The organism is Kribbella sancticallisti (assembly GCF_039530625.1).
Lineage (GTDB): Bacteria > Actinomycetota > Actinomycetes > Propionibacteriales > Kribbellaceae > Kribbella > Kribbella sancticallisti.
Genome location: NZ_BAAAOS010000048.1, coordinates 289,818 through 306,361, shown reverse-complemented (window position 1 = coordinate 306,361; position 16,544 = coordinate 289,818). Strand labels below are relative to the sequence as shown.

19 protein-coding genes are annotated in these 16,544 nt (G+C 69.2%); 14 read left to right on the top strand and 5 right to left on the bottom strand.

The window, feature by feature from the left end:
• Window positions 1-4: 4 nt before the first annotated feature.
• Complete coding sequence (locus tag ABD255_RS30805) at window positions 5-763, bottom strand: SDR family oxidoreductase (protein ID WP_344220222.1); 759 nt, start codon at window positions 761-763, stop codon at window positions 5-7.
• Between the two features lie 107 nt (window positions 764-870).
• Here ABD255_RS30805 and ABD255_RS30800 point away from each other — a divergent pair, with 107 nt between their 5' ends.
• The 4 genes from ABD255_RS30800 to ABD255_RS30785 are packed head-to-tail and all read left to right on the top strand — an operon-like array spanning window position 871 to window position 2,623.
• The gene (locus tag ABD255_RS30800; protein ID WP_344220220.1) at window positions 871-1,317 is read left to right on the top strand and encodes an acyl-CoA thioesterase; all 447 of its coding nucleotides are present in this window, start codon (window positions 871-873) and stop codon (window positions 1,315-1,317) included.
• Window positions 1,314-1,736 carry an acyl-CoA thioesterase gene (locus tag ABD255_RS30795; RefSeq protein WP_344220218.1) on the top strand — a complete coding sequence of 141 codons (423 nt, stop codon included), beginning with the start codon at window positions 1,314-1,316 and terminating at the stop codon, window positions 1,734-1,736. Before ABD255_RS30800 ends, ABD255_RS30795 begins: the two co-directional genes overlap by 4 nt.
• A gap of 13 nt (window positions 1,737-1,749) precedes the next feature.
• Window positions 1,750-2,169: a globin gene (locus ABD255_RS30790; RefSeq protein WP_344220216.1), complete on the top strand. Its 420-nt coding sequence runs from the start codon at window positions 1,750-1,752 to the stop codon at window positions 2,167-2,169.
• A 22-nt stretch (window positions 2,170-2,191) separates the two neighbouring features.
• Window positions 2,192-2,623, top strand: coding sequence for an OsmC family peroxiredoxin (locus ABD255_RS30785; RefSeq protein WP_344220214.1), 432 nt, complete (start codon window positions 2,192-2,194; stop codon window positions 2,621-2,623).
• A gap of 65 nt (window positions 2,624-2,688) precedes the next feature.
• Here the strand turns inward: ABD255_RS30785 and ABD255_RS30780 are convergent, their stop codons facing one another.
• On the bottom strand, window positions 2,689-3,522 hold the full coding sequence (locus tag ABD255_RS30780) for a mechanosensitive ion channel family protein (RefSeq protein ID WP_344220212.1): 834 nt from the start codon (window positions 3,520-3,522) through the stop codon (window positions 2,689-2,691).
• Window positions 3,523-3,625: 103 nt separating this feature from the next.
• Here ABD255_RS30780 and ABD255_RS30775 point away from each other — a divergent pair, with 103 nt between their 5' ends.
• Together ABD255_RS30775 and ABD255_RS30770 are read left to right on the top strand one after the other, a co-directional pair.
• Complete coding sequence (locus ABD255_RS30775; RefSeq protein WP_344220210.1) at window positions 3,626-4,678, top strand: hypothetical protein; 1,053 nt, start codon at window positions 3,626-3,628, stop codon at window positions 4,676-4,678.
• The gene (locus ABD255_RS30770; RefSeq protein WP_344220208.1) at window positions 4,675-5,619 is read left to right on the top strand and encodes an FAD-dependent oxidoreductase; all 945 of its coding nucleotides are present in this window, start codon (window positions 4,675-4,677) and stop codon (window positions 5,617-5,619) included. Before ABD255_RS30775 ends, ABD255_RS30770 begins: the two co-directional genes overlap by 4 nt.
• Here ABD255_RS30770 and ABD255_RS30765 read toward each other — a convergent pair.
• Window positions 5,603-7,096 (bottom strand): glycerophosphodiester phosphodiesterase, encoded by a 1,494-nt coding sequence (locus tag ABD255_RS30765; protein WP_344220206.1) that lies wholly within the window; start codon window positions 7,094-7,096, stop codon window positions 5,603-5,605. The genes ABD255_RS30770 and ABD255_RS30765 overlap by 17 nt on opposite strands.
• 211 nt (window positions 7,097-7,307) lie before the next feature.
• Between ABD255_RS30765 and malQ the strand changes: the two genes are divergently transcribed.
• From malQ to ABD255_RS30725, 8 genes are all read left to right on the top strand, one after another.
• A complete protein-coding gene (gene malQ, locus ABD255_RS30760) occupies window positions 7,308-9,425 on the top strand; it encodes a 4-alpha-glucanotransferase (RefSeq protein WP_344220204.1) in 2,118 nt (705 codons plus the stop codon).
• 129 nt (window positions 9,426-9,554) lie between these two features.
• Window positions 9,555-10,151, top strand: coding sequence for a lytic polysaccharide monooxygenase auxiliary activity family 9 protein (locus ABD255_RS30755; protein ID WP_344220202.1), 597 nt, complete (start codon window positions 9,555-9,557; stop codon window positions 10,149-10,151).
• Window positions 10,152-10,294: 143 nt separating this feature from the next.
• A complete protein-coding gene (locus ABD255_RS30750) occupies window positions 10,295-10,798 on the top strand; it encodes a hypothetical protein (RefSeq protein ID WP_344220201.1) in 504 nt (167 codons plus the stop codon).
• A gap of 48 nt (window positions 10,799-10,846) precedes the next feature.
• Entirely contained in the window at window positions 10,847-12,385 is a 1,539-nt protein-coding gene (locus tag ABD255_RS30745; RefSeq protein ID WP_344220199.1) for an alkaline phosphatase D family protein, read from the top strand.
• A gap of 13 nt (window positions 12,386-12,398) precedes the next feature.
• Complete coding sequence (locus ABD255_RS30740; RefSeq protein ID WP_344220197.1) at window positions 12,399-13,652, top strand: hypothetical protein; 1,254 nt, start codon at window positions 12,399-12,401, stop codon at window positions 13,650-13,652.
• 83 nt (window positions 13,653-13,735) lie between these two features.
• Window positions 13,736-14,014, top strand: coding sequence for an aa3-type cytochrome oxidase subunit CtaJ (gene ctaJ, locus ABD255_RS30735; RefSeq protein ID WP_344220195.1), 279 nt, complete (start codon window positions 13,736-13,738; stop codon window positions 14,012-14,014).
• Window positions 14,001-14,399: a DUF5130 family protein gene (locus tag ABD255_RS30730; RefSeq protein WP_344220193.1), complete on the top strand. Its 399-nt coding sequence runs from the start codon at window positions 14,001-14,003 to the stop codon at window positions 14,397-14,399. The genes ctaJ and ABD255_RS30730 overlap by 14 nt, the downstream gene beginning before the upstream one ends.
• A complete protein-coding gene (locus tag ABD255_RS30725; RefSeq protein ID WP_344220189.1) occupies window positions 14,400-14,981 on the top strand; it encodes a GNAT family N-acetyltransferase in 582 nt (193 codons plus the stop codon). It abuts the gene before it with no gap.
• Here ABD255_RS30725 and ABD255_RS30720 read toward each other — a convergent pair.
• Together ABD255_RS30720 and ABD255_RS30715 are read right to left on the bottom strand one after the other, a co-directional pair.
• Window positions 14,960-15,784, bottom strand: a complete 825-nt coding sequence (locus tag ABD255_RS30720) for a hypothetical protein (RefSeq protein WP_344220187.1) — start codon at window positions 15,782-15,784, stop codon at window positions 14,960-14,962. The genes ABD255_RS30725 and ABD255_RS30720 overlap by 22 nt on opposite strands.
• Before the next feature lie 207 nt (window positions 15,785-15,991).
• A partial coding sequence (locus ABD255_RS30715; RefSeq protein WP_344220184.1) for a hypothetical protein occupies window positions 15,992-16,544 on the bottom strand: 553 nt, incomplete at its 5' end.

Genomic DNA, 16,544 nt, shown 5'->3' with positions numbered 1-16,544 from the left:
CGTGTCAGTTTCGGGGTCCGCCGGCGACGTACAGGACCTGGCCGGAGACGAAGCCGGCCTCCTCGCCGCAGAAGAACGACGCGGCGGCGGCGATGTCCTCGGGCTTGCCGGTCCGGTTCACCGGGATGGTCGCGGCGGTCGCCTTCTTGAACTCCTCGAAGTCGACGCCGACCCGGGCCGCGGTGGCCGCCGTCATGTCGGTCTCGATAAAGCCCGGCGCGATCGCGTTCGCGGTGATGCCGAACTTGCCCAGCTCGATCGCCAGCGTCTTGGCCAGGCCCTGCAGGCCGGCCTTCGCGGAGGCGTAGTTGGCCTGGCCGCGGTTGCCCAGCGCCGAGGTGGAGGACAGGAACACCATCCGCCCGTAGCCGGCCTCGACCATGTGCGCCTGGCACGCCTTGGACATCAGGAAGCTGCCGCGCAGGTGCACCGACATCACCGTGTCCCAGTCGTCCTCGGACATCTTGAAGAGCAGGTTGTCGCGCAGTACGCCGGCGTTGTTCACCAGGATCGTCGGCGCGCCGAGCTCGGCCGCGACCCGCGCGACCGCTGCGGTCACCTGGTCGGACTTGCTCACGTCGCAGCCGATCGCGACGGCCTTGCCGCCGGCCGCGGTGATCGCCTCGACGGTGCCGGCACAGGCCGCCTCGTCCAGGTCCAGCACCGCGACCGCGTTGCCGTCGGCGGCCAGGCGCTGCGCCACGGCCGCACCGATTCCCCGGGCTGCCCCGGTCACGATCGCTACCCGCTGCTGCTCGCTCATCCGCCGAACTCCTTCACTCAACCCGGTTCTCACCTGATGACACGGTCCGGAAGCACCCTACCGACGCCAGGTCGGCCCCGCTGTGGCCCGGATGGGATGATCGCCGTGTGGATGATCACAGCGATGATCACGGCAAGGCTCACAATCGACACGTCTATCACTGTCCGCTGCGCTGGGGCGACATGGACGCGCTCGGCCACGTCAACAACGGCCGGTACGTCGACTACCTGCAGGACGCCCGGGTGGACTTCCTCTTCCGGACGGCCAAGGAGCTGGGTGCCGACGACCTGGAGACCGGGCTGCTGGTGGCCCGGCACGAGGTGCACTACCGCGCTCCGCTGGTGTTCCGGCCGGAGCCGGTCCGGATCGAGCTGTGGATCAGCGAGATCAGAGCCGCCTCGTTCATGGTCGACTACGAGATCCTCGACGTCGAACCGCGCCGGACGTACGTCGAGGCGCGGACCCGGCTGGTCCCGTTCGACTTCGCCGCCAACCGATTGCGCCGAATCACCCCGGTCGAGCGTGCGGCCCTGTCGAAGTTGGAGGGCGCGTGAGGTTCACCCACCCGGTCTTGGTGCGCTGGTCCGACATCGACTCCTATGACCATGTGAACAACGTCCGCTACTTCGACTACCTGCAGGAGGCCCGGATCCTGTTCCTGGCGTCGGTGGTCGGGGCCGACGCGGAGGACTACTTCAGCAAGTACCCCTGCGTGCTGGCCAGCCAGACCGTGGACTACCTGCGGCCGATCCTGCTCCGGCACCCGCCGTACGACGTCGACGTCTGGGTCGAGGCGGTCGGCAGTACGTCGTACACGCTGGGCTCGCGGATCGTCGATCGGGGCGGCGAGACCGAGATCGTGTACGCCAAAGCGGTGTCGGTGATCGTCGCCGTGGACGCCGGGACGCAGGCCAAACGGCCGCTGAGCGACGCCGAGCGGGCAGCCCTCGGTCGGCACGTTTCGGCGAGTTGAGACACTGGGAGCGATGAGCGAGCCACAGAGTTTCTACGACGCCGTCGGGGGAGCCGACACCTTCCACCGATTGGTGGCCGCGTTCTACCGCGGTGTCGCCGCCGACCCGGAGCTGCGCGCGATGTACCCGGAGGAGGACCTCGGCCCGGCCGAGGTGCGCTTCCGGATGTTCCTCGAGCAGTACTGGGGTGGGCCGCGCACCTATTCCGAGCAGCGCGGTCATCCCCGGCTGCGGATGCGGCACAACCCGTTCGCCGTCACCCCGAGCGCACGGGACCGCTGGCTGGGCCACATGCGGGCCGCACTGGACGAGATCGGGCTGGAGCCGGACCGGGACCAGGAGATCTGGACCTACCTGGTGATGGCCGCGCACAGCATGGTGAACACCGACGAACCGCAGTACCCCGGCGCGATCGACGTGTCCGGCAACTGATCTTCGAGGAGAGACAAAGAGCATGGCTGCTACTCGCACCGCCAAGGCCCACTGGGAAGGTTCGCTGCTGGAGGGGGCCGGTCAGGTCAACCTCGAGTCGTCGGGCCTCGGCACCTTCGACGTGACGTGGGCCGCTCGTACCGAGGACACCGCCAACGGCAAGACCAGCCCCGAGGAGCTGATCGCGGCAGCGCACTCGAGCTGCTTCAACATGGCGCTGTCGAACATCCTGGCCAAGGCCGACCACGCGCCGGAGTCGCTCGACACCACCGCCGCGGTGAGCTTCGTGCCGGGCAAGGGCATCACCGGCAGCAGGCTCTCGGTGAACGGCAAGGTCCCCGGCCTGACCGCGGACGAGTTCGCCCAGTACGCCGAGGACGCGAAGAAGAACTGCCCGGTCTCCCAGGCCCTCACCGGCACCGAGATCACCCTCGACGTCACCTTCACCGCCTGACCCACCCAGTACTACGCGACGCCGGCCACCCTCGGGTGACCGGCGTCGTTGTCGTTTCTGGGTTCTCAGGCGTCCGGTGTGTGGCCTCGGGGGCCTGCGCTGGGGGGAGCAGGGGTGGTGCTGGTGGTCTCGGCTGGGCGGGGCTCAGCCGGCTGTTCTAGGTGGGGTGGGTGGTCGGCGGCTTCTGCTGCGCTGCCTACGCCGGTGGAGGAGGTGGCGGGGGCATTGGGGTCGCGGGAGGTGAGGTTGCCGACGCGGAGGACCTCGCCGTTGCGGACGTACCAGGTGGTGCCGTCCTCGCCGCGCAGCCGGGTGACGCGCAGGCCGACGGCCTCGACGACGCCGGTGGCCTTCTCCATGTCGACCAGGTCGCCGACGCCGTACTGGTCCTCGAAGATCATGAAGATGCCGGCCAGGAAGTCCTTCACCAGCGTCTGCGCGCCGAAGCCGAGCGCGACGCCGATGATGCTCGCGGACGCGACCACCGGCAGGATGTTGAAGCCGAGCTCGGCCAGCACCATCACCACCAGCACCGCGGTCAGGATGATCGTCACGGTGCTGCACAGCAGCGACGCGATCGTCTCCGCGCGCTGGGTCCGGCGCTCGCTCATCAGGGTCTGCTCGACGAACTCCTGGCCGCGCCTGGACTTGGCCAGCACACCGGCGACGGCGCCGTTCCCGGTCTTCCTGGCGAACCGCCGGATCGCCTTGTGCAGCAGCCAGCGGATCACGATGAAGCCGACGATCAGGCCGAGGATGCGGGCCGGGACCATGATGATCTGATCGGTCACTTCGAGCTGGCCGTCGTTGCCCCGGCGGAAGAACGTCGGGAAGGCGCCGGGGACGGAAAACAGGGGGTGACTGAGCAGGGACACGGGGTAACTGAGCAGAATAGGCATCTCGCCGCCCTACTGTAGTGATCGCCGCCAGGATCGTTGCAACCCCGACCCGAGCAGTTCGGGGACCCGAGTTGACACAGGACCCGAGGAGGAACGCACGGTCATGCCGAGCCGGCTGGATGACGAGCTGACCAGGTTGGTGAGCGCGGGGGTCCTGCGTCAGTACCAGGCCGATGCCCTGCGTCAGGCCGCCGACGCCGATGCGGACTCCCAGGCAGACTCAGCGACCGCTGTTTCCTCACCCCCTGCCGCCGGCTCCTCACGTGCTGTCGAAGCCCGCGCGCGCGAGCCTCGGACCCCTCGTACGCCGCTGGCGCCGCTGGCGCCGCTGGAGCCGAGCCGACCGCCGTCTGCGTTGACCGAAGTCCTCGGCTACATCGGCGGCGTTCTGCTGCTCGGCGCTGTGGCCCTTCTCACGGTGGCCAATTGGGGTGAGATGGGCCGCGGCGCCCGGATCACCACCGGGACCAGCGCCGCCGTCGTCCTGCTCGGCACCGCTGTCGTCTTGGCCCTGCTCCGCCGCAATGAGCGGCTCAGTTCGGCGCTCGCCTCGCTCGGCTGTTGCGTCGCGGGCTTCGCCGCCTACGTCGCCATCGAAGGCGAGACCGGACGGGTGGTCGGGGTCGCCGTGGCCCTGGCGCTCGCGGTGCTCGGGATCTGGTGGCTGGCCGGATCTTCGTTGCTGGTGGCAACATTCGCGATCCTGGCCGTCGGTGTGCTGGTGATCACCGCGGACGTGCTCACACCGGACCCCGAGGCGTCGAACTCCGCCGGGATCGCCGGCACGGGGTTCATCCTGGTGGCGTTCGTGATGGCCATGCTCGGTCTGGTCCGCGACCAGGTGACCGCTTGGTCGCTCGCGGGCGCCGCCATGTTCAGTTCGTCGATCTGCTGGCTCATCCAGGAGCGCGGCGAGGTGATGGCACTGGCCGTCGGTACGGCGGGACCAGCCGCGCTGCTGTTCGCGTACGGCCGCCGCCACGCTTCCGCGTACGCCGTGGTCGGGTGCTCCATCTTGCTGGTCATCTGGCCGACAGCGCTCTTCCAGTTGACCGACAACGTCGCCGGAGTGGCTATCGGCCTGGTGATCGCTAGTGCCGCGCTGCTGGTCGCAGTACTGGTCTTGAGCCGTCGGCAGCGGAGACTGCCGGGATGAGAGTTGTCGTACTCGGCGCCGGCATCAGCGGCCTGTCCACTGCCACCCTGCTTCGGGAGCGCGGCGACGAAGTGATCCTGGTCAGCGCCCACGCCACCGAGGCGACCACCTCCCACCTTGCGGCCGCAGTGTGGTTCCCCACCTCTGCGGGCCCTGCGGACAAGGTCGCGCGCTGGGGCAGCACCACGTACGGCGTACTGGCGGCTGAGGCGGCACGCGGCGTGCCTGGTGTCGTCATGCGTGAGTCCCTTGTGGTCTACCGCCAGGAGCCGGGTCCGCAGCCGTGGGCCGACGCGGTCGGAGACCTCCGCCCTGCGCGAGCAGACGAGCTACCAGGCGGCTACTCGCATGGGCTGCGCTTCGTGGTTCCCCTGGTCGAGATGCCGACCTACTTGCCATGGCTGCACCGCCAGTACGTCGATGGCGGCGGCCAACAGGTCGTACGGCGGATCGGGTCGCTCGACGAACTCCTGGATCTCAAGCCCGACGTGATCGTCAACTGTGCGGGTCTTGCCGCAGGGCAACTCGTCGGCGACGACAGCGCGTACCCGATCCGCGGGCAGATCGTCAGAGTGGTCAACCCCGGCCTGACCTTGTCTGTGCGGGACGAGACCCATCCTGCCGGTCGGGCCTACATCCACCCGCGTTCGGAGGACTGCATCCTCGGCGGCACGCTGGATGCCGGGGTGTGGGACACCACTGTCGACGACGAGACGACCAGGTCGATCGTCAGCCGCTGCAGCGACCTGGTTCCGGCTCTGGCCGAGGCCGAGGTGCTGCAGGCCCTGGTCGGGCTCCGCCCGGGCAGGCCCGAGGTGAGGCTGGAGCGCGACGAGCAACTGATCCCCGGAGTCCCTGTGGTGCACAACTACGGGCACGGTGGCAGCGGGATTACCTTGGGCTGGGGCTGCGCCGAGGACGCCGTCAAGGCGTGCGAGTGACCTTCAGACCGCGCAGTGCCAGGCTGCCGTCGGTGGATGCCCGGCCGAGGTGCAGGTAGCCGCCGCGGTACGACTTGTCCAGCGCCGTGACCAAGGCGGGCTGGTTGAGGTCCAGCCGGCTGAAGGTGAGCCGGGTCGGTGTCACGTCCAGGCGGAACTTCAGCCACTCGCCCCGGAACGGTGATGCCGTCTTCTTGGTGGCCAACTTGGTCCCGGCCGGCTCGCCGACCTTGTGCGCGTAGAGCCCGAGTTCGCCGTTGGCCTGCAGGATCGCGTGGTAGCCGTTGGAGGCGGCCAGTCGGTGTTCGTAGTACGAGTCGTCGGCGTGGCCGAAGGCGAGCGTGAGGTTCGCGGTCGGGTCGGCGGGCAGGATCGAGTACGAGGCCTCGAACTCGACCGAGTAGACCGGTGAGGTGATCTCGCCGAGGTTGCCGAGGGTCAGGAAGTGCTGCGTCTTCCGGGCGGGCAGCACGATCACGCCGCCCCGGGCCCAACTGACCGCGAACCGGTCGTTGTAGGGATCCCGGGTGAGTTCGCCGGACACGAGGGCGCCGCTTGACCATTGATCGGTCACTGCGGGCTCTGTCCTGCCGAGCAGGTAGCCGATGTTCGAGGTGACCGCGCCGGGCATCCCGAGGGCCTGGTAGTGCTTGACGTCGGCCCGGCGGTGCAGCGGATAGGGCCAGATCGGGATGCCGGTCGACACGGCGGTCTCGGCGAGCGATGCCGCCAGGTAGCCGCCAGGTCCGGAGTTCGGGACCACGATGGCGTCCGTGCGCGGCGACAACTGGGCGGCCAGTGCCTGGATCGACTCGATGGTCATCTCGTCGGGTGTGGTGAAGTACGCGAAGACGCCGAGTCCGTGCGCCTTCGCCTCAGCGATGCGCCGGCTCTTGTAATAGGTCTTCACCAGTACCGACCGCTCCAGCCGGTACTTGGCGATCATCGCCATCATCGGTGCGTGCGCCTGGTCGTCCTTGGCCTCGACGGCCAGGATCACCCGGCCGCCGAACTTGCGCAGTACGTCCTCGAACAGCGGCACCCTGGTCTTGTCGATCTCCCAGCGCGGGCCGAGCCGCGGTACCTCGAGCCAGGCCTCCTTCAGTTGGGCGTAGCTGACGGTGCGCAGGTCGCCGGTCAGGTTGGTGGTCCGCTCGAGGGTGAGGTCGTGCATGCAGACCAGCACGTCGTCGGAGGTGATGCCGACGCTGATCTCCATCGCCTGGGCACCCCAGTCCACTGCTGCCTGGTAGGACTCCATCGAGTGCTCGGGGAACACGTCGCCCGCGCCGCGGTGGCCGACCAGGTAGCTGTCGCCGCGGTCAGCGACCCAGTCGGAGAGGGTGTAGTCGCCTAGCTGCGGACCACTGTCGGCAGCACTACCCCGGCACCCCGTGGCGACAGAACCGATGGCGAGCGCGCCCAGCCAGCCCAGCGTCGTACGGCGACTGATTCCGCGCGGCAGCGGTTCGTGCATGGATATCCCCCTCGTGGCGGCGCAAGTTTCCCCCATGCGCGATGCGTTCACCGAAGAGTAAGGGCATCCGGGCGCGGTCCGGCAGCCCCCTATGCCAGGACTTGACGCAACGGAACGGCCAGTGCCCGGGCGCCTGCGGGCGGTGACTTCCGCGAGCCTCGCGGCGCGCTGCGTTCGGCCGTACGGGCCGGGATACGGCAGACTCGCACGCGTGACTGCTCCCACTCCAGCCCTTGTCGAGCTTGCCGTCGCGCACGGAGTGGCGACCGAGTACTGGGACTGGCAAGGGAAACACGTACTGGTCTCGACCGAGGTCGTCTCCGCCGTACTGGCCGCGCTCGGCGTCGACGCGTCCACACCCGACCGTGCCGCGAACGCCCTGGCTGAGTACCAGTTGGCCCGTTGGCGCCGGACACTGCCGCCCACGCTGGTGATGCGCGAGGGATGGACGCCCTGGTTCGCAGTACATCTGCCGCACGGTTCCACGGCCGAGGTGTGGGTCGACCTGGAGGACGGTGGCCAGCGCCGCGACATCCCGCAGCAGGAGCACTGGGTCGAGCCCGAGTGGGTTGACGGCGTACAGGTCGGCGAGGCGACGTACCAGTTGCCGGGCGACCTGCCGCTCGGCTACCACCGCCTGTGCGCGCGGATCGGTGGCAACCCGGAGGTCTTCACCGGCACGGTGATCGTGACCCCGCAGCGGCTCGAGCCGCAGAAGCTGCAGCGCACCTGGGGCTGGGTCCTGCAGCTGTACTCCGTACGCTCCCGCAGGTCGTGGGGGATCGGGGACCTGCACGACCTGGCCGACCTCGCCGCCTGGTCCGCGACCGACCTGGGCGCGGGCTTCGTCCTGGTGAACCCCTTGCACGCCGCCGAGACCGCCGGGCGGATGGAGCCGTCGCCGTACCTGCCGGCCTCCCGCCGGTTCGCGAACCCGCTGTACCTGCGGATCGAGGACATCGACGAGTACGGCGACCTGGCGCCGGCCGAGCGCGACCGGGTCCGGACGCTGGCGCTGCAGACCCGCGCGCTGAGCGAGGACGCCACCGCGCTCGACCGGGACACCGTCTGGGCCGCCAAACGCGAAGCCCTGCAACTGCTGTTCGGGGTCCGCCCGTCGATCGGCCGGATCGCGGAGTACGGCGCGTACTGCGACCGCGAGGGCCAGGGGCTGGTCGACTTCGCCACCTGGGCCGCGATCGCCGACGTGCACGGGCCCGAGTGGAGCAAGTGGCCGGCCGAGCTGCGCGATCCGGCCGCCCCGGCTGTTGTTGCCTTCCGCAACGACAACCCGGACGCGGTGGAGTTCCACTGCTGGCTGCAGTGGCAGCTCGACGAGCAACTGGCCCGGACCCAGGCGCGGGCCACGGCGGCCGGCATGTCGCTCGGCGTGCTGCACGACCTGGCCGTCGGCGTCCATCCCGACGGCGCTGACGCGTGGGCCCTGCAGCGGGTGCTCGCGGCGGGCATCCACGTCGGCGCACCGCCGGACGCGTTCAACCAGCAGGGGCAGGACTGGTCGCAGCCGCCGTGGCGACCCGACGCCTTGGCCGAGACGGGGTATGCCGCGTGGCGGGATCTCGTCCGCGCGGTGATCCGGCACGGCGGTGGGCTGCGGATCGACCACATCCTCGGGCTGTTCCGGCTCTGGTGGGTGACGTCGCCGGAGCGGCCGACGGAGGGCACGTACGTGCGCTACGACCACGAGGCCCTGATCGGGATCCTCGTCCTGGAGGCGGCGCGTGCGGGTGTGGTCGTGGTGGGGGAGGACCTCGGCACGGTCGAGCCGTGGGTGCGGGACTACCTCACCGAGCGCGGAGTACTCGGTACTTCGGTGCTGTGGTTCGAGCGGGACGCGCAGGGCAACCCGTTGCCACCCGAGAGGTGGCGCGAGCTGTGCCTGGCCACGGTGACGACGCACGACCTGCCGCCGACCGCGGGATACCTGGCCGGCGACCATGTCGACCTGCGCGATCGGCTGGGTCTGCTGACCCGTCCGGTCGCCGAGGAACTCGCGGTGGACGAGGCCGATCGCGACTCGTGGCTGAACGCGCTGCGCGAGCGGCACCTGCTGGGCAACGCGGACGGCGACGTCGAGCGGATCGTGGAAGCCCTGCACCGGTACGTCGCGCACACGCCGGCCAAGCTCGTCGGGGTCGCCCTCACCGACGCGGTGGGCGAGCGCCGGACGCAGAACCAGCCGGGCACCACCGACGAGTACCCGAACTGGCGGGTGCCGCTCGGCGGACCGGACGGCGTACCGGTGCTGATCGAGGACCTGCCCACCAACAACCGCCTGCGCCGACTGATCGGCTCGCTCTCGTCCTAGCTTTCCGTAAGCAACCCCTCACGAACCGTTGACAATAGATTTGAATGGTTGTTATCTAATGTCAACGAAGGCGCCTTCCTTCTTTCCCTGCCGCCCCCACTTTCACCGGGAATCAGAAGGAGTGTCCGCATGCTGCGAGCACGAAAACTCAGCCTGGCCGGAGTCGCTGTCGGAGCGCTGGCTCTGACCGTCTCCACGTCAGTGCCGCTGGCCTATGGCCACGGCTACACCACCGCACCGACCAGTCGCGCCAAGCACTGCGCGAACGGCACCGTGCAGAACTGCGGTCAGATCCAATGGGAACCGCAGAGCACCGAGGGGCCGAAGGGCTTCCCGGGCAGCGGGCCGGCCGACGGCAAGCTCTGCTCCGCGGGCTTGTCCCAGTTCGCTCAGTTGGACGACCAGCGCGGCGGCGCGTGGCCGACGACGCAGTTGACCAGCGGCGCGACCTACACCTTCCGCTGGCGCCTGACCGCACCGCACAGCACCACCGATTTCAAGTACTACATCACCAAGGCGGGCTGGAACCAGAGCGCCCCGTTGACCCGCTCGGCGCTCGAACTGGCGCCGTTCCTGACCGTGCCGATGAACGGCGGCCGCCCCGCCAACGACATCGCGCACACCGGCCGGGTGCCGAACCGGACCGGGCGGCACATGATCCTGGCCGTCTGGACCATCAACGACACCGCGAACGCGTTCTACCAGTGCTCTGACGTCCGGTTCTGATCCTGCTGACGTCCCCGATCGTGGAGCCGGGCCGGCTGCCCCCGGCCGGCTCCTCTGAGTGGTCAAGTGTTCACGTTTCGTTAGTATCTTTCCGGGGAGTTGCCCTCCTTGAAACCTTCCGCCCCGAGTTTCAAGGAGTCGCCATGAAAACGCTGGTACGCCGCGTCCTCGTACCCCTGGTCGCCGTCATCGCCGGGTTGCTGCCCGGCGTGATCGCGGTCGATCAGGCCTCGGCCGTCACCAAGATGACCCACTCGCAAGCCGCCTCGATCTTCCGGGCCGCGGGCATCACCTGGTCGTCCACCGGCAACTGCTCCGACTGGAACGTCTCCACCTGCACGTCGTTCACGAACATCAACGACACCACCGTGTACGGCGTACGGACCCTCAAGCAGGCCAGTGGCTGCGCGGTGAACATCACCGGTGGCACCGAGGTCGGCCATGCCAGCGGCACCTACAGCCACCGCAACGGCTACAAGGTCGACATCTCCGTCTACACCTGCGTCAGCAACTACATCCGGAACACCTTCACCCGGATCGCCGACCGCGGCGACGGCGCCCAGCAGTGGCGGTCCGGCGCGGGCAACATCTACGCCAACGAAGGCAACCACTGGGACATCACCTATTACAACTGCGGCGGCTGCTGAGCATCCTCCGCCGTCTCCCGCCCCTCACACTTCCGAAGGTGATGCCCCATGCAACCCATCAGCCGCAGGACTCTCGTCCTCGGCGGACTCGCCGCAGCCGGTGCTACCGCGCTGCCCGTCCGCTCAACCGTGATCGCCGCCACCGCCGCGGTGCCGTACCCCTTCCAACTCGGGATCGCCTCAGGTGAACCCGACGCCGGCAGTGTCGTGCTGTGGACCAGGCTGGCCAACGCGCCGCTGAACGCCGACGGCCATGGCGGCATGGCGAACGCCGATGTGGTCGTCGACTGGCAGGTGTCGACCGACGACCGCTTCACCACTCTCGTCGCGTCCGGCTCCGTCACTGCCACCTACGCGGCCGCCCACTCGGTCCACGTGATCGCGAGCGGCCTCAACGCCGACTCGGACTACTACTACCGATTCCGTGCCCAGGGCCACCTCTCGCCCGTCGGTAGGACCCGTACCGCTCCCGCGCTCGGCACCACCGGGCGCAACCTGGTGATGGCCTTCACCTCCTGCTCGCACTACGAGGAGGGCTACTTCACCGTCTACCGCCGGATCGCCGAGGACAACCCGGGCGTCATCCTGCACTTGGGCGACTACATCTACGAGTACGGCGCCGCGACCGGCCGGCCCCGGACTCACGCCGGTACCACGGAGATCGTGACGCTGGCGGACTACCGGCGCCGCTATGCGCAGTACAAGTCGGATCCTGATCTCCAGGCGGCGCACGCGGTCGCGCCGTGGATCGTCGTACCCGACGACCATGAGGTGGAGAACAACCACGCCGGCAACATCCGAGCGGACAGTACTCCGGCGCTGACCGCCGCCCAGTGGACCGCGCGAAGGACAGCGGCCTACCAGGCGTACTACGAGAACATGCCGCTGCGCCCGGCGCAGGCCAGCAACGGCGCCAGCATCCCGCTGTTCCGCCGGCTGACCTGGGGGAACCTTGCCACCTTCCACATGCTCGACACCCGGCAGTACCGCAGCGACCAGGCCTGCGGCGACGGGTGGAAGGTCTGCTCGGATGCGGACCTGGCGACGCGGAGCCTGCCGGGCAATGCTCAGGAAAGCTGGCTCCTCGATGGTCTCGGTCAGCACAGTGGCACCTGGGACATCATCGGGCAGCAGGTGTTCTTCGCCCGGCGCTTCAACGCCAGCGGCGCCAGCATGGACTCGTGGGACGGCTACCGCGCGTCCCGGGCCCGGATCCAGCAGGGCTGGGTCGACCGCGCGGTACGGAACCCCGTCGTCCTCACCGGCGATGTGCACCGCGCGTGGGCGAGCAACCTGATGGCCGACTACAACAACGCCAACTCCGCCGTCATCGGCAGCGAACTGGTCACCAGTTCGGTCAGTTCCAGTGGAGACGGCGACGGCGCCACCACCATTCCCGACGTCGGCACCAACCCGTGGCTGAAGTTCTACAACAACCGCCGCGGCTACGTCCGGACGACGATCAGCCCGGCCCAGTTGCGCGCCGACTTCCGGGCCGTGGCGAAGGTGTCCGAGCACGGTGCCGCCGCGACGACCGCCCGGTCGTTCGTGATCGAAGAGGGCCGGCCCGGCCTCCAGACGGTATGAGGGGAACAGACCGATGAAGAAGCTCCTCGCAACCGTCGTGGTGGTCGCGTCGTCCTTCGTGTTCAGCGCTGCCGGCGCGAGTGCCGCCATCGCGACACCCACCTGGCTGACCGCGAACAGTGTGGCCACCGGCGACCAGGACGCACCCTCGATCGCCTCCAACCGCACGGGCTACGTAGCCGTGGTGTGGGAGGACGACCGCGACAGCACCAACGCGCCGGACAACGCACACAGCGAGATCTACCTACGGCTGTTCCGCAACGGCGCGGCCGTGTACGAGGTCAAGCTCTCCGCCGGGGGCGGCAGCGGCGTGACCACCTGGCGCCACCTCAACCCGGATGTGGGCCTGGACGACAAGGGCAACGCGGTCGTGGTGTGGTCCGACGACCCGGACGGCAACGGCTACTACAACGTCCCGTACCGGGTGGTGAACACAGCAGGCACGGTCACCGCTTCGGGCAGCGCCAACAGCAGCGCGACCGGGCAACAGATCAACCCGCGAGTAGCCGTCGACCCGGACGGCGCACCCGCTGGTGGCGCTGTCGCCTTCACCGTGGCGTGGGAGGACATCCAGACCGGTACTCCGGCCACGGTCAAGGCAGCGGGGTATACCGGTCCGACGACCCGTGCCTGGGAGGTCACGGCTTCCCAGACCACAGGTCAGCACCACAACCCGGATGTGGCCGTCTCGGCATCGGGTGACGCGGTCGTTGTGTGGGACGAGGACGGCGACGCCAACGCCTCGTACAACGTCGGCTTGATCCGCTTGGCCCGCACCAACGGAGCAGCCAGCCTCTCCCGCCGTACTGCGAACGCCAACGTGGACGGTCAGCAAACGCACGCGACAGTGGCTGCCAACTTCAACGGCGACTTCGCCGTCGCCTGGGAGTCCGACCACACCGGTACTGCGGGCGCCTGGACGCGCACGTTCGGCTCGGTCGGAACACCGCGCTTCTCCGAGGTGCAAGTAGCTGCCGGGGGTAAGGGCCCGGTGGTGGGAGTGGACGACCAGGCGAACACCGTCGTCGGCTGGACGGTGCAGGCAACGGACCTCGATGTCTGGGTCCGGGGATTCGGCACCGACGGCTCGGATGCGGGCAGGTTGTCGGGCCAGCAGCTCAGCCAGCTCACGGCCGGGCGCCAGGAGCAGATGACGGTCGCGGTGTCCCCGTGGTCGGAGGTGGCCGTCGCCTACACCGACGATAACGACGGCAACACGTTCGACCAGGTCATCCTCGGCCAGGACATGTCGAACAACAGCTGGTGAAACTCCGGAGCCCAGGCCGGACCTCACGGGTTCGGCCTGGGCTTCCGTCAGCCGGAGGCGGCGTACCAGCTAGGCTTCGGCACGTGATCATTCAGCTTTCCGGCCACACCTTGCTGGTGTTCGTCGGCATTCCGGCGCTGGTCGTGGCGGTGCTGGCGCTGCTCGTGTTCGCGCCCTCGATCGCGCAGGGCCCGCGGTACCGGCCGGGCTTGTCCTGGTGGGCGCCGCCGGTCTGGATCGGTGGACCGACGGCGACCAAACCGGACCCGGCCAACCTGCCCGAGCTCCCCGCCGGCCCCAACTCCGCGACCGCCGGCACCGGCGTCGCCCGTACGACCGGAGGCGCAAGTGCCAGCTGGTGACGCGTTCACCCCTGAGCAGCTCCACGACCTCGAGCGGGCCGTCCGGCACGCCGAGACGTCCTCGGGGCTGCACTTCTCCGTCTACGTCGGCGGCGCCGACTCCGAGTCGCGGCCGTTCGCGCTCGAGCTGCTGAACGAGCTGGACGACCCGGACAACAGCGTGCTGGTGTACGTCGACCCGGCCGGGCGCCGGCTGGAGATCGTCACCGGGGCCAACGCCAAGCGCCAGCTGTCGGACAGCTCGGCCGGTCTGGCCGCGCTGGCCATGCAGACCTCCTTCGCCGCGGGCGACCTGACCGGCGGCCTGGTCACCGGCGTCCAGCAGTTGGGCGACCACGCCCACCAGGCACCGCTCCTGCACGTCAACGAGCCCCACAAGCAGTAAGTGGCGCTGACCCCCGCTCGGATCGAGGTCGACGAGCTCGTCCTGCGACCGCTGACCGTCGCTGACGAACCAGCGGTCGCTCAGGCACTCACCGACCCGGATGTACTGCGCTGGACCGCCGGCACCGCCGTACTACGCACTCCCTCCGAGAAGCGCGCGCTGAAGTGGCTCGAGACACGCATCGACGGCTGGTCGCGGAACAACGCGGTCTTCGCGATCGCGGAGGCGACCACCGACGTACTGCTCGGGTCTGTCAGCGTGCGGGACGTCTACCGGGTTCCGGACCAGGCGGTCGTCGCGTACTGGGTCAGTCCGGTCGCGCGAGGTCGGGGAATCGCGGCGCGGGCCCTGGACGCCGCCGCGAGGTGGTCGTTCCAGCCGCGTGCCGAGGGCGGGCTGGGGCTGCACAGGCTGTCGCTCGACCACGCGCTGGTGAACGTCGGGTCGTGCCGGGTCGCCACTCGGGCCGGCTTCCTGCTGGAAGGGACCATGCGCGAGTACTACGTCGAGTTGGACGGGCGGCGGCACGACTCCCACCTGCACGCCCGGCTGGCGACGGATCAGCCGGCAGCCGGCTCGTAGGTCGGACAAGCCAGGCTGGCGTAGGCCCGCTGGGTCTTGGGTGACTGGCAGGTGGTGAGTGCGATCTCGGCGGAGGTGACCGGGCCGAGGTACACGATCCAGGTGCCGGTGACCGGCTCCAGGGTGCTGTTGGTGATCCCCGGGTACTGGCCGTCGGCGAGCATGGCCCTGGCTGGGACACCGGCCTTGATCAGCTTGCCGGCGAGTTCCTTGGCGAGTTGGTCGGCTTCAAGTCCGGCATCCGTCGGGTAGGTGTCGAGCACGGCGATCCACTGGCCACGCTTGAAGGCGGGGGACTGCTGCCCGGTGTTCGGCGCGGCCACGGTGGTCGGCTCGGTGCTGGGCGGTTGCCGGTCTGCCTTGCCGGTGCTGGCCGCCGGCGCCGGATTGGCGCTCGGCTGCTCCGCGGGGGCCGACGGGGCCGACGACTCGGGCACCACCGCCGGGGGCAGGTTGGCCTCGCTCGTCGGCGGTGACGAGTTGCCGTTGGTGAGGATGAACGCAAAGGTCGCGACCATCGCGGCGCCCGCGACGATCGCGGCTCCGACCGCGCTGTGGGACCTGTTCGGTTTCTTTCGGGGCCGGCCGGCGGCCCGACCGCTCGCGTGGGAGCCGTCGTGGTGGTTCGCGAAGGTCTCGGCCTGAGCGGCGACGAGGTCGATCTGCGGCACACCGCCACCGGCCCGGGCGGTCACCCGGCTGTCGCCCCGGCTCGGCACCGTCGGCCCGGAGGCATGACTGCCCGACCGGCCACCGGCACGTCGTGCCCTGGTCGGCCCTTTCCGGTCATCGACGTGTGTCACGACAAAGGCCCTCCCCAGTTCGTCCGCGCGAATACCGGGGTCAGCTTAAACCGATCGCAGAGAAAAGTGAGTAGCACTCAAGTGCTGAGAATCTCTTTTTGAATCAAGCGATTGCGCGCTGCGGTCGGCTCGAGACTATCCGCTGCCGATTCCGGTCGGCTCATCACGGGTAGCGTTCGCCCTACCACGGTACGGATTCGCGGGCCGTCAGGTGCCGGAAGGGATGCCGTTGGCGCGAGGGGCGGGGCGGGTGTCCAGGCAGTCGTCGAGCCAGGTGTCGACGTCGACCTCGGCGTTCAGGATGTGGTTGACGTACGACGCTCGCTCGTGGCTGAGCACCTCTTGCTCCCAGACGCAGGGAGCTACCCCGATCGGGGCCGGACGCAAATCGTCGACGTCGATGCCGCGGAAGATACTCAGCCGGGACTGGAAGTCCTTCGCCCAGCTCTGTACGACCAGGTTGATCCCGGCGTCATTCAGGTGCAGCACCACCACGGCCAGCCCGATCGCGCCCATCGCGTCGTCGAACTCGAGTTGGCGGGTGGCGGCGGTCCGCGCCACCGCCACCATCTGGTCGTCCCAGGACCGGCCGCGCGCGGTGATCACGTACGGCTTCACCAGTCGGCCGGTGAACCGCCACGGCATCAGCGGCGTGACCGGCCGAGGCCGGTAAGCCTCCGCCAGCCCAGTCAAAGCCACCGCCGAAGCACCAGCCAGCGCCGACCGACTCGACCCGCTACCGGCCGACCCGCCGCCGAAT

Coding starts and splice junctions, on each gene's coding strand:
- ABD255_RS30780 (WP_344220212.1), bottom strand. CDS start 3,522: ATGCCTATTCTGCTCAGTTACCCCGTGTCCCTGCTCAGTCACCCCCTG.
- ABD255_RS30740 (WP_344220197.1), top strand. CDS start 12,399: ATGAAGAAGCTCCTCGCAACCGTCGTGGTGGTCGCGTCGTCCTTCGTG.
- ABD255_RS30775 (WP_344220210.1), top strand. CDS start 3,626: ATGCCGAGCCGGCTGGATGACGAGCTGACCAGGTTGGTGAGCGCGGGG.
- ABD255_RS30770 (WP_344220208.1), top strand. CDS start 4,675: ATGAGAGTTGTCGTACTCGGCGCCGGCATCAGCGGCCTGTCCACTGCC.
- ABD255_RS30765 (WP_344220206.1), bottom strand. CDS start 7,096: ATGCACGAACCGCTGCCGCGCGGAATCAGTCGCCGTACGACGCTGGGC.
- ABD255_RS30745 (WP_344220199.1), top strand. CDS start 10,847: ATGCAACCCATCAGCCGCAGGACTCTCGTCCTCGGCGGACTCGCCGCA.
- ABD255_RS30805 (WP_344220222.1), bottom strand. CDS start 763: ATGAGCGAGCAGCAGCGGGTAGCGATCGTGACCGGGGCAGCCCGGGGA.
- ABD255_RS30785 (WP_344220214.1), top strand. CDS start 2,192: ATGGCTGCTACTCGCACCGCCAAGGCCCACTGGGAAGGTTCGCTGCTG.
- ABD255_RS30790 (WP_344220216.1), top strand. CDS start 1,750: ATGAGCGAGCCACAGAGTTTCTACGACGCCGTCGGGGGAGCCGACACC.
- ABD255_RS30755 (WP_344220202.1), top strand. CDS start 9,555: ATGCTGCGAGCACGAAAACTCAGCCTGGCCGGAGTCGCTGTCGGAGCG.
- ABD255_RS30750 (WP_344220201.1), top strand. CDS start 10,295: ATGAAAACGCTGGTACGCCGCGTCCTCGTACCCCTGGTCGCCGTCATC.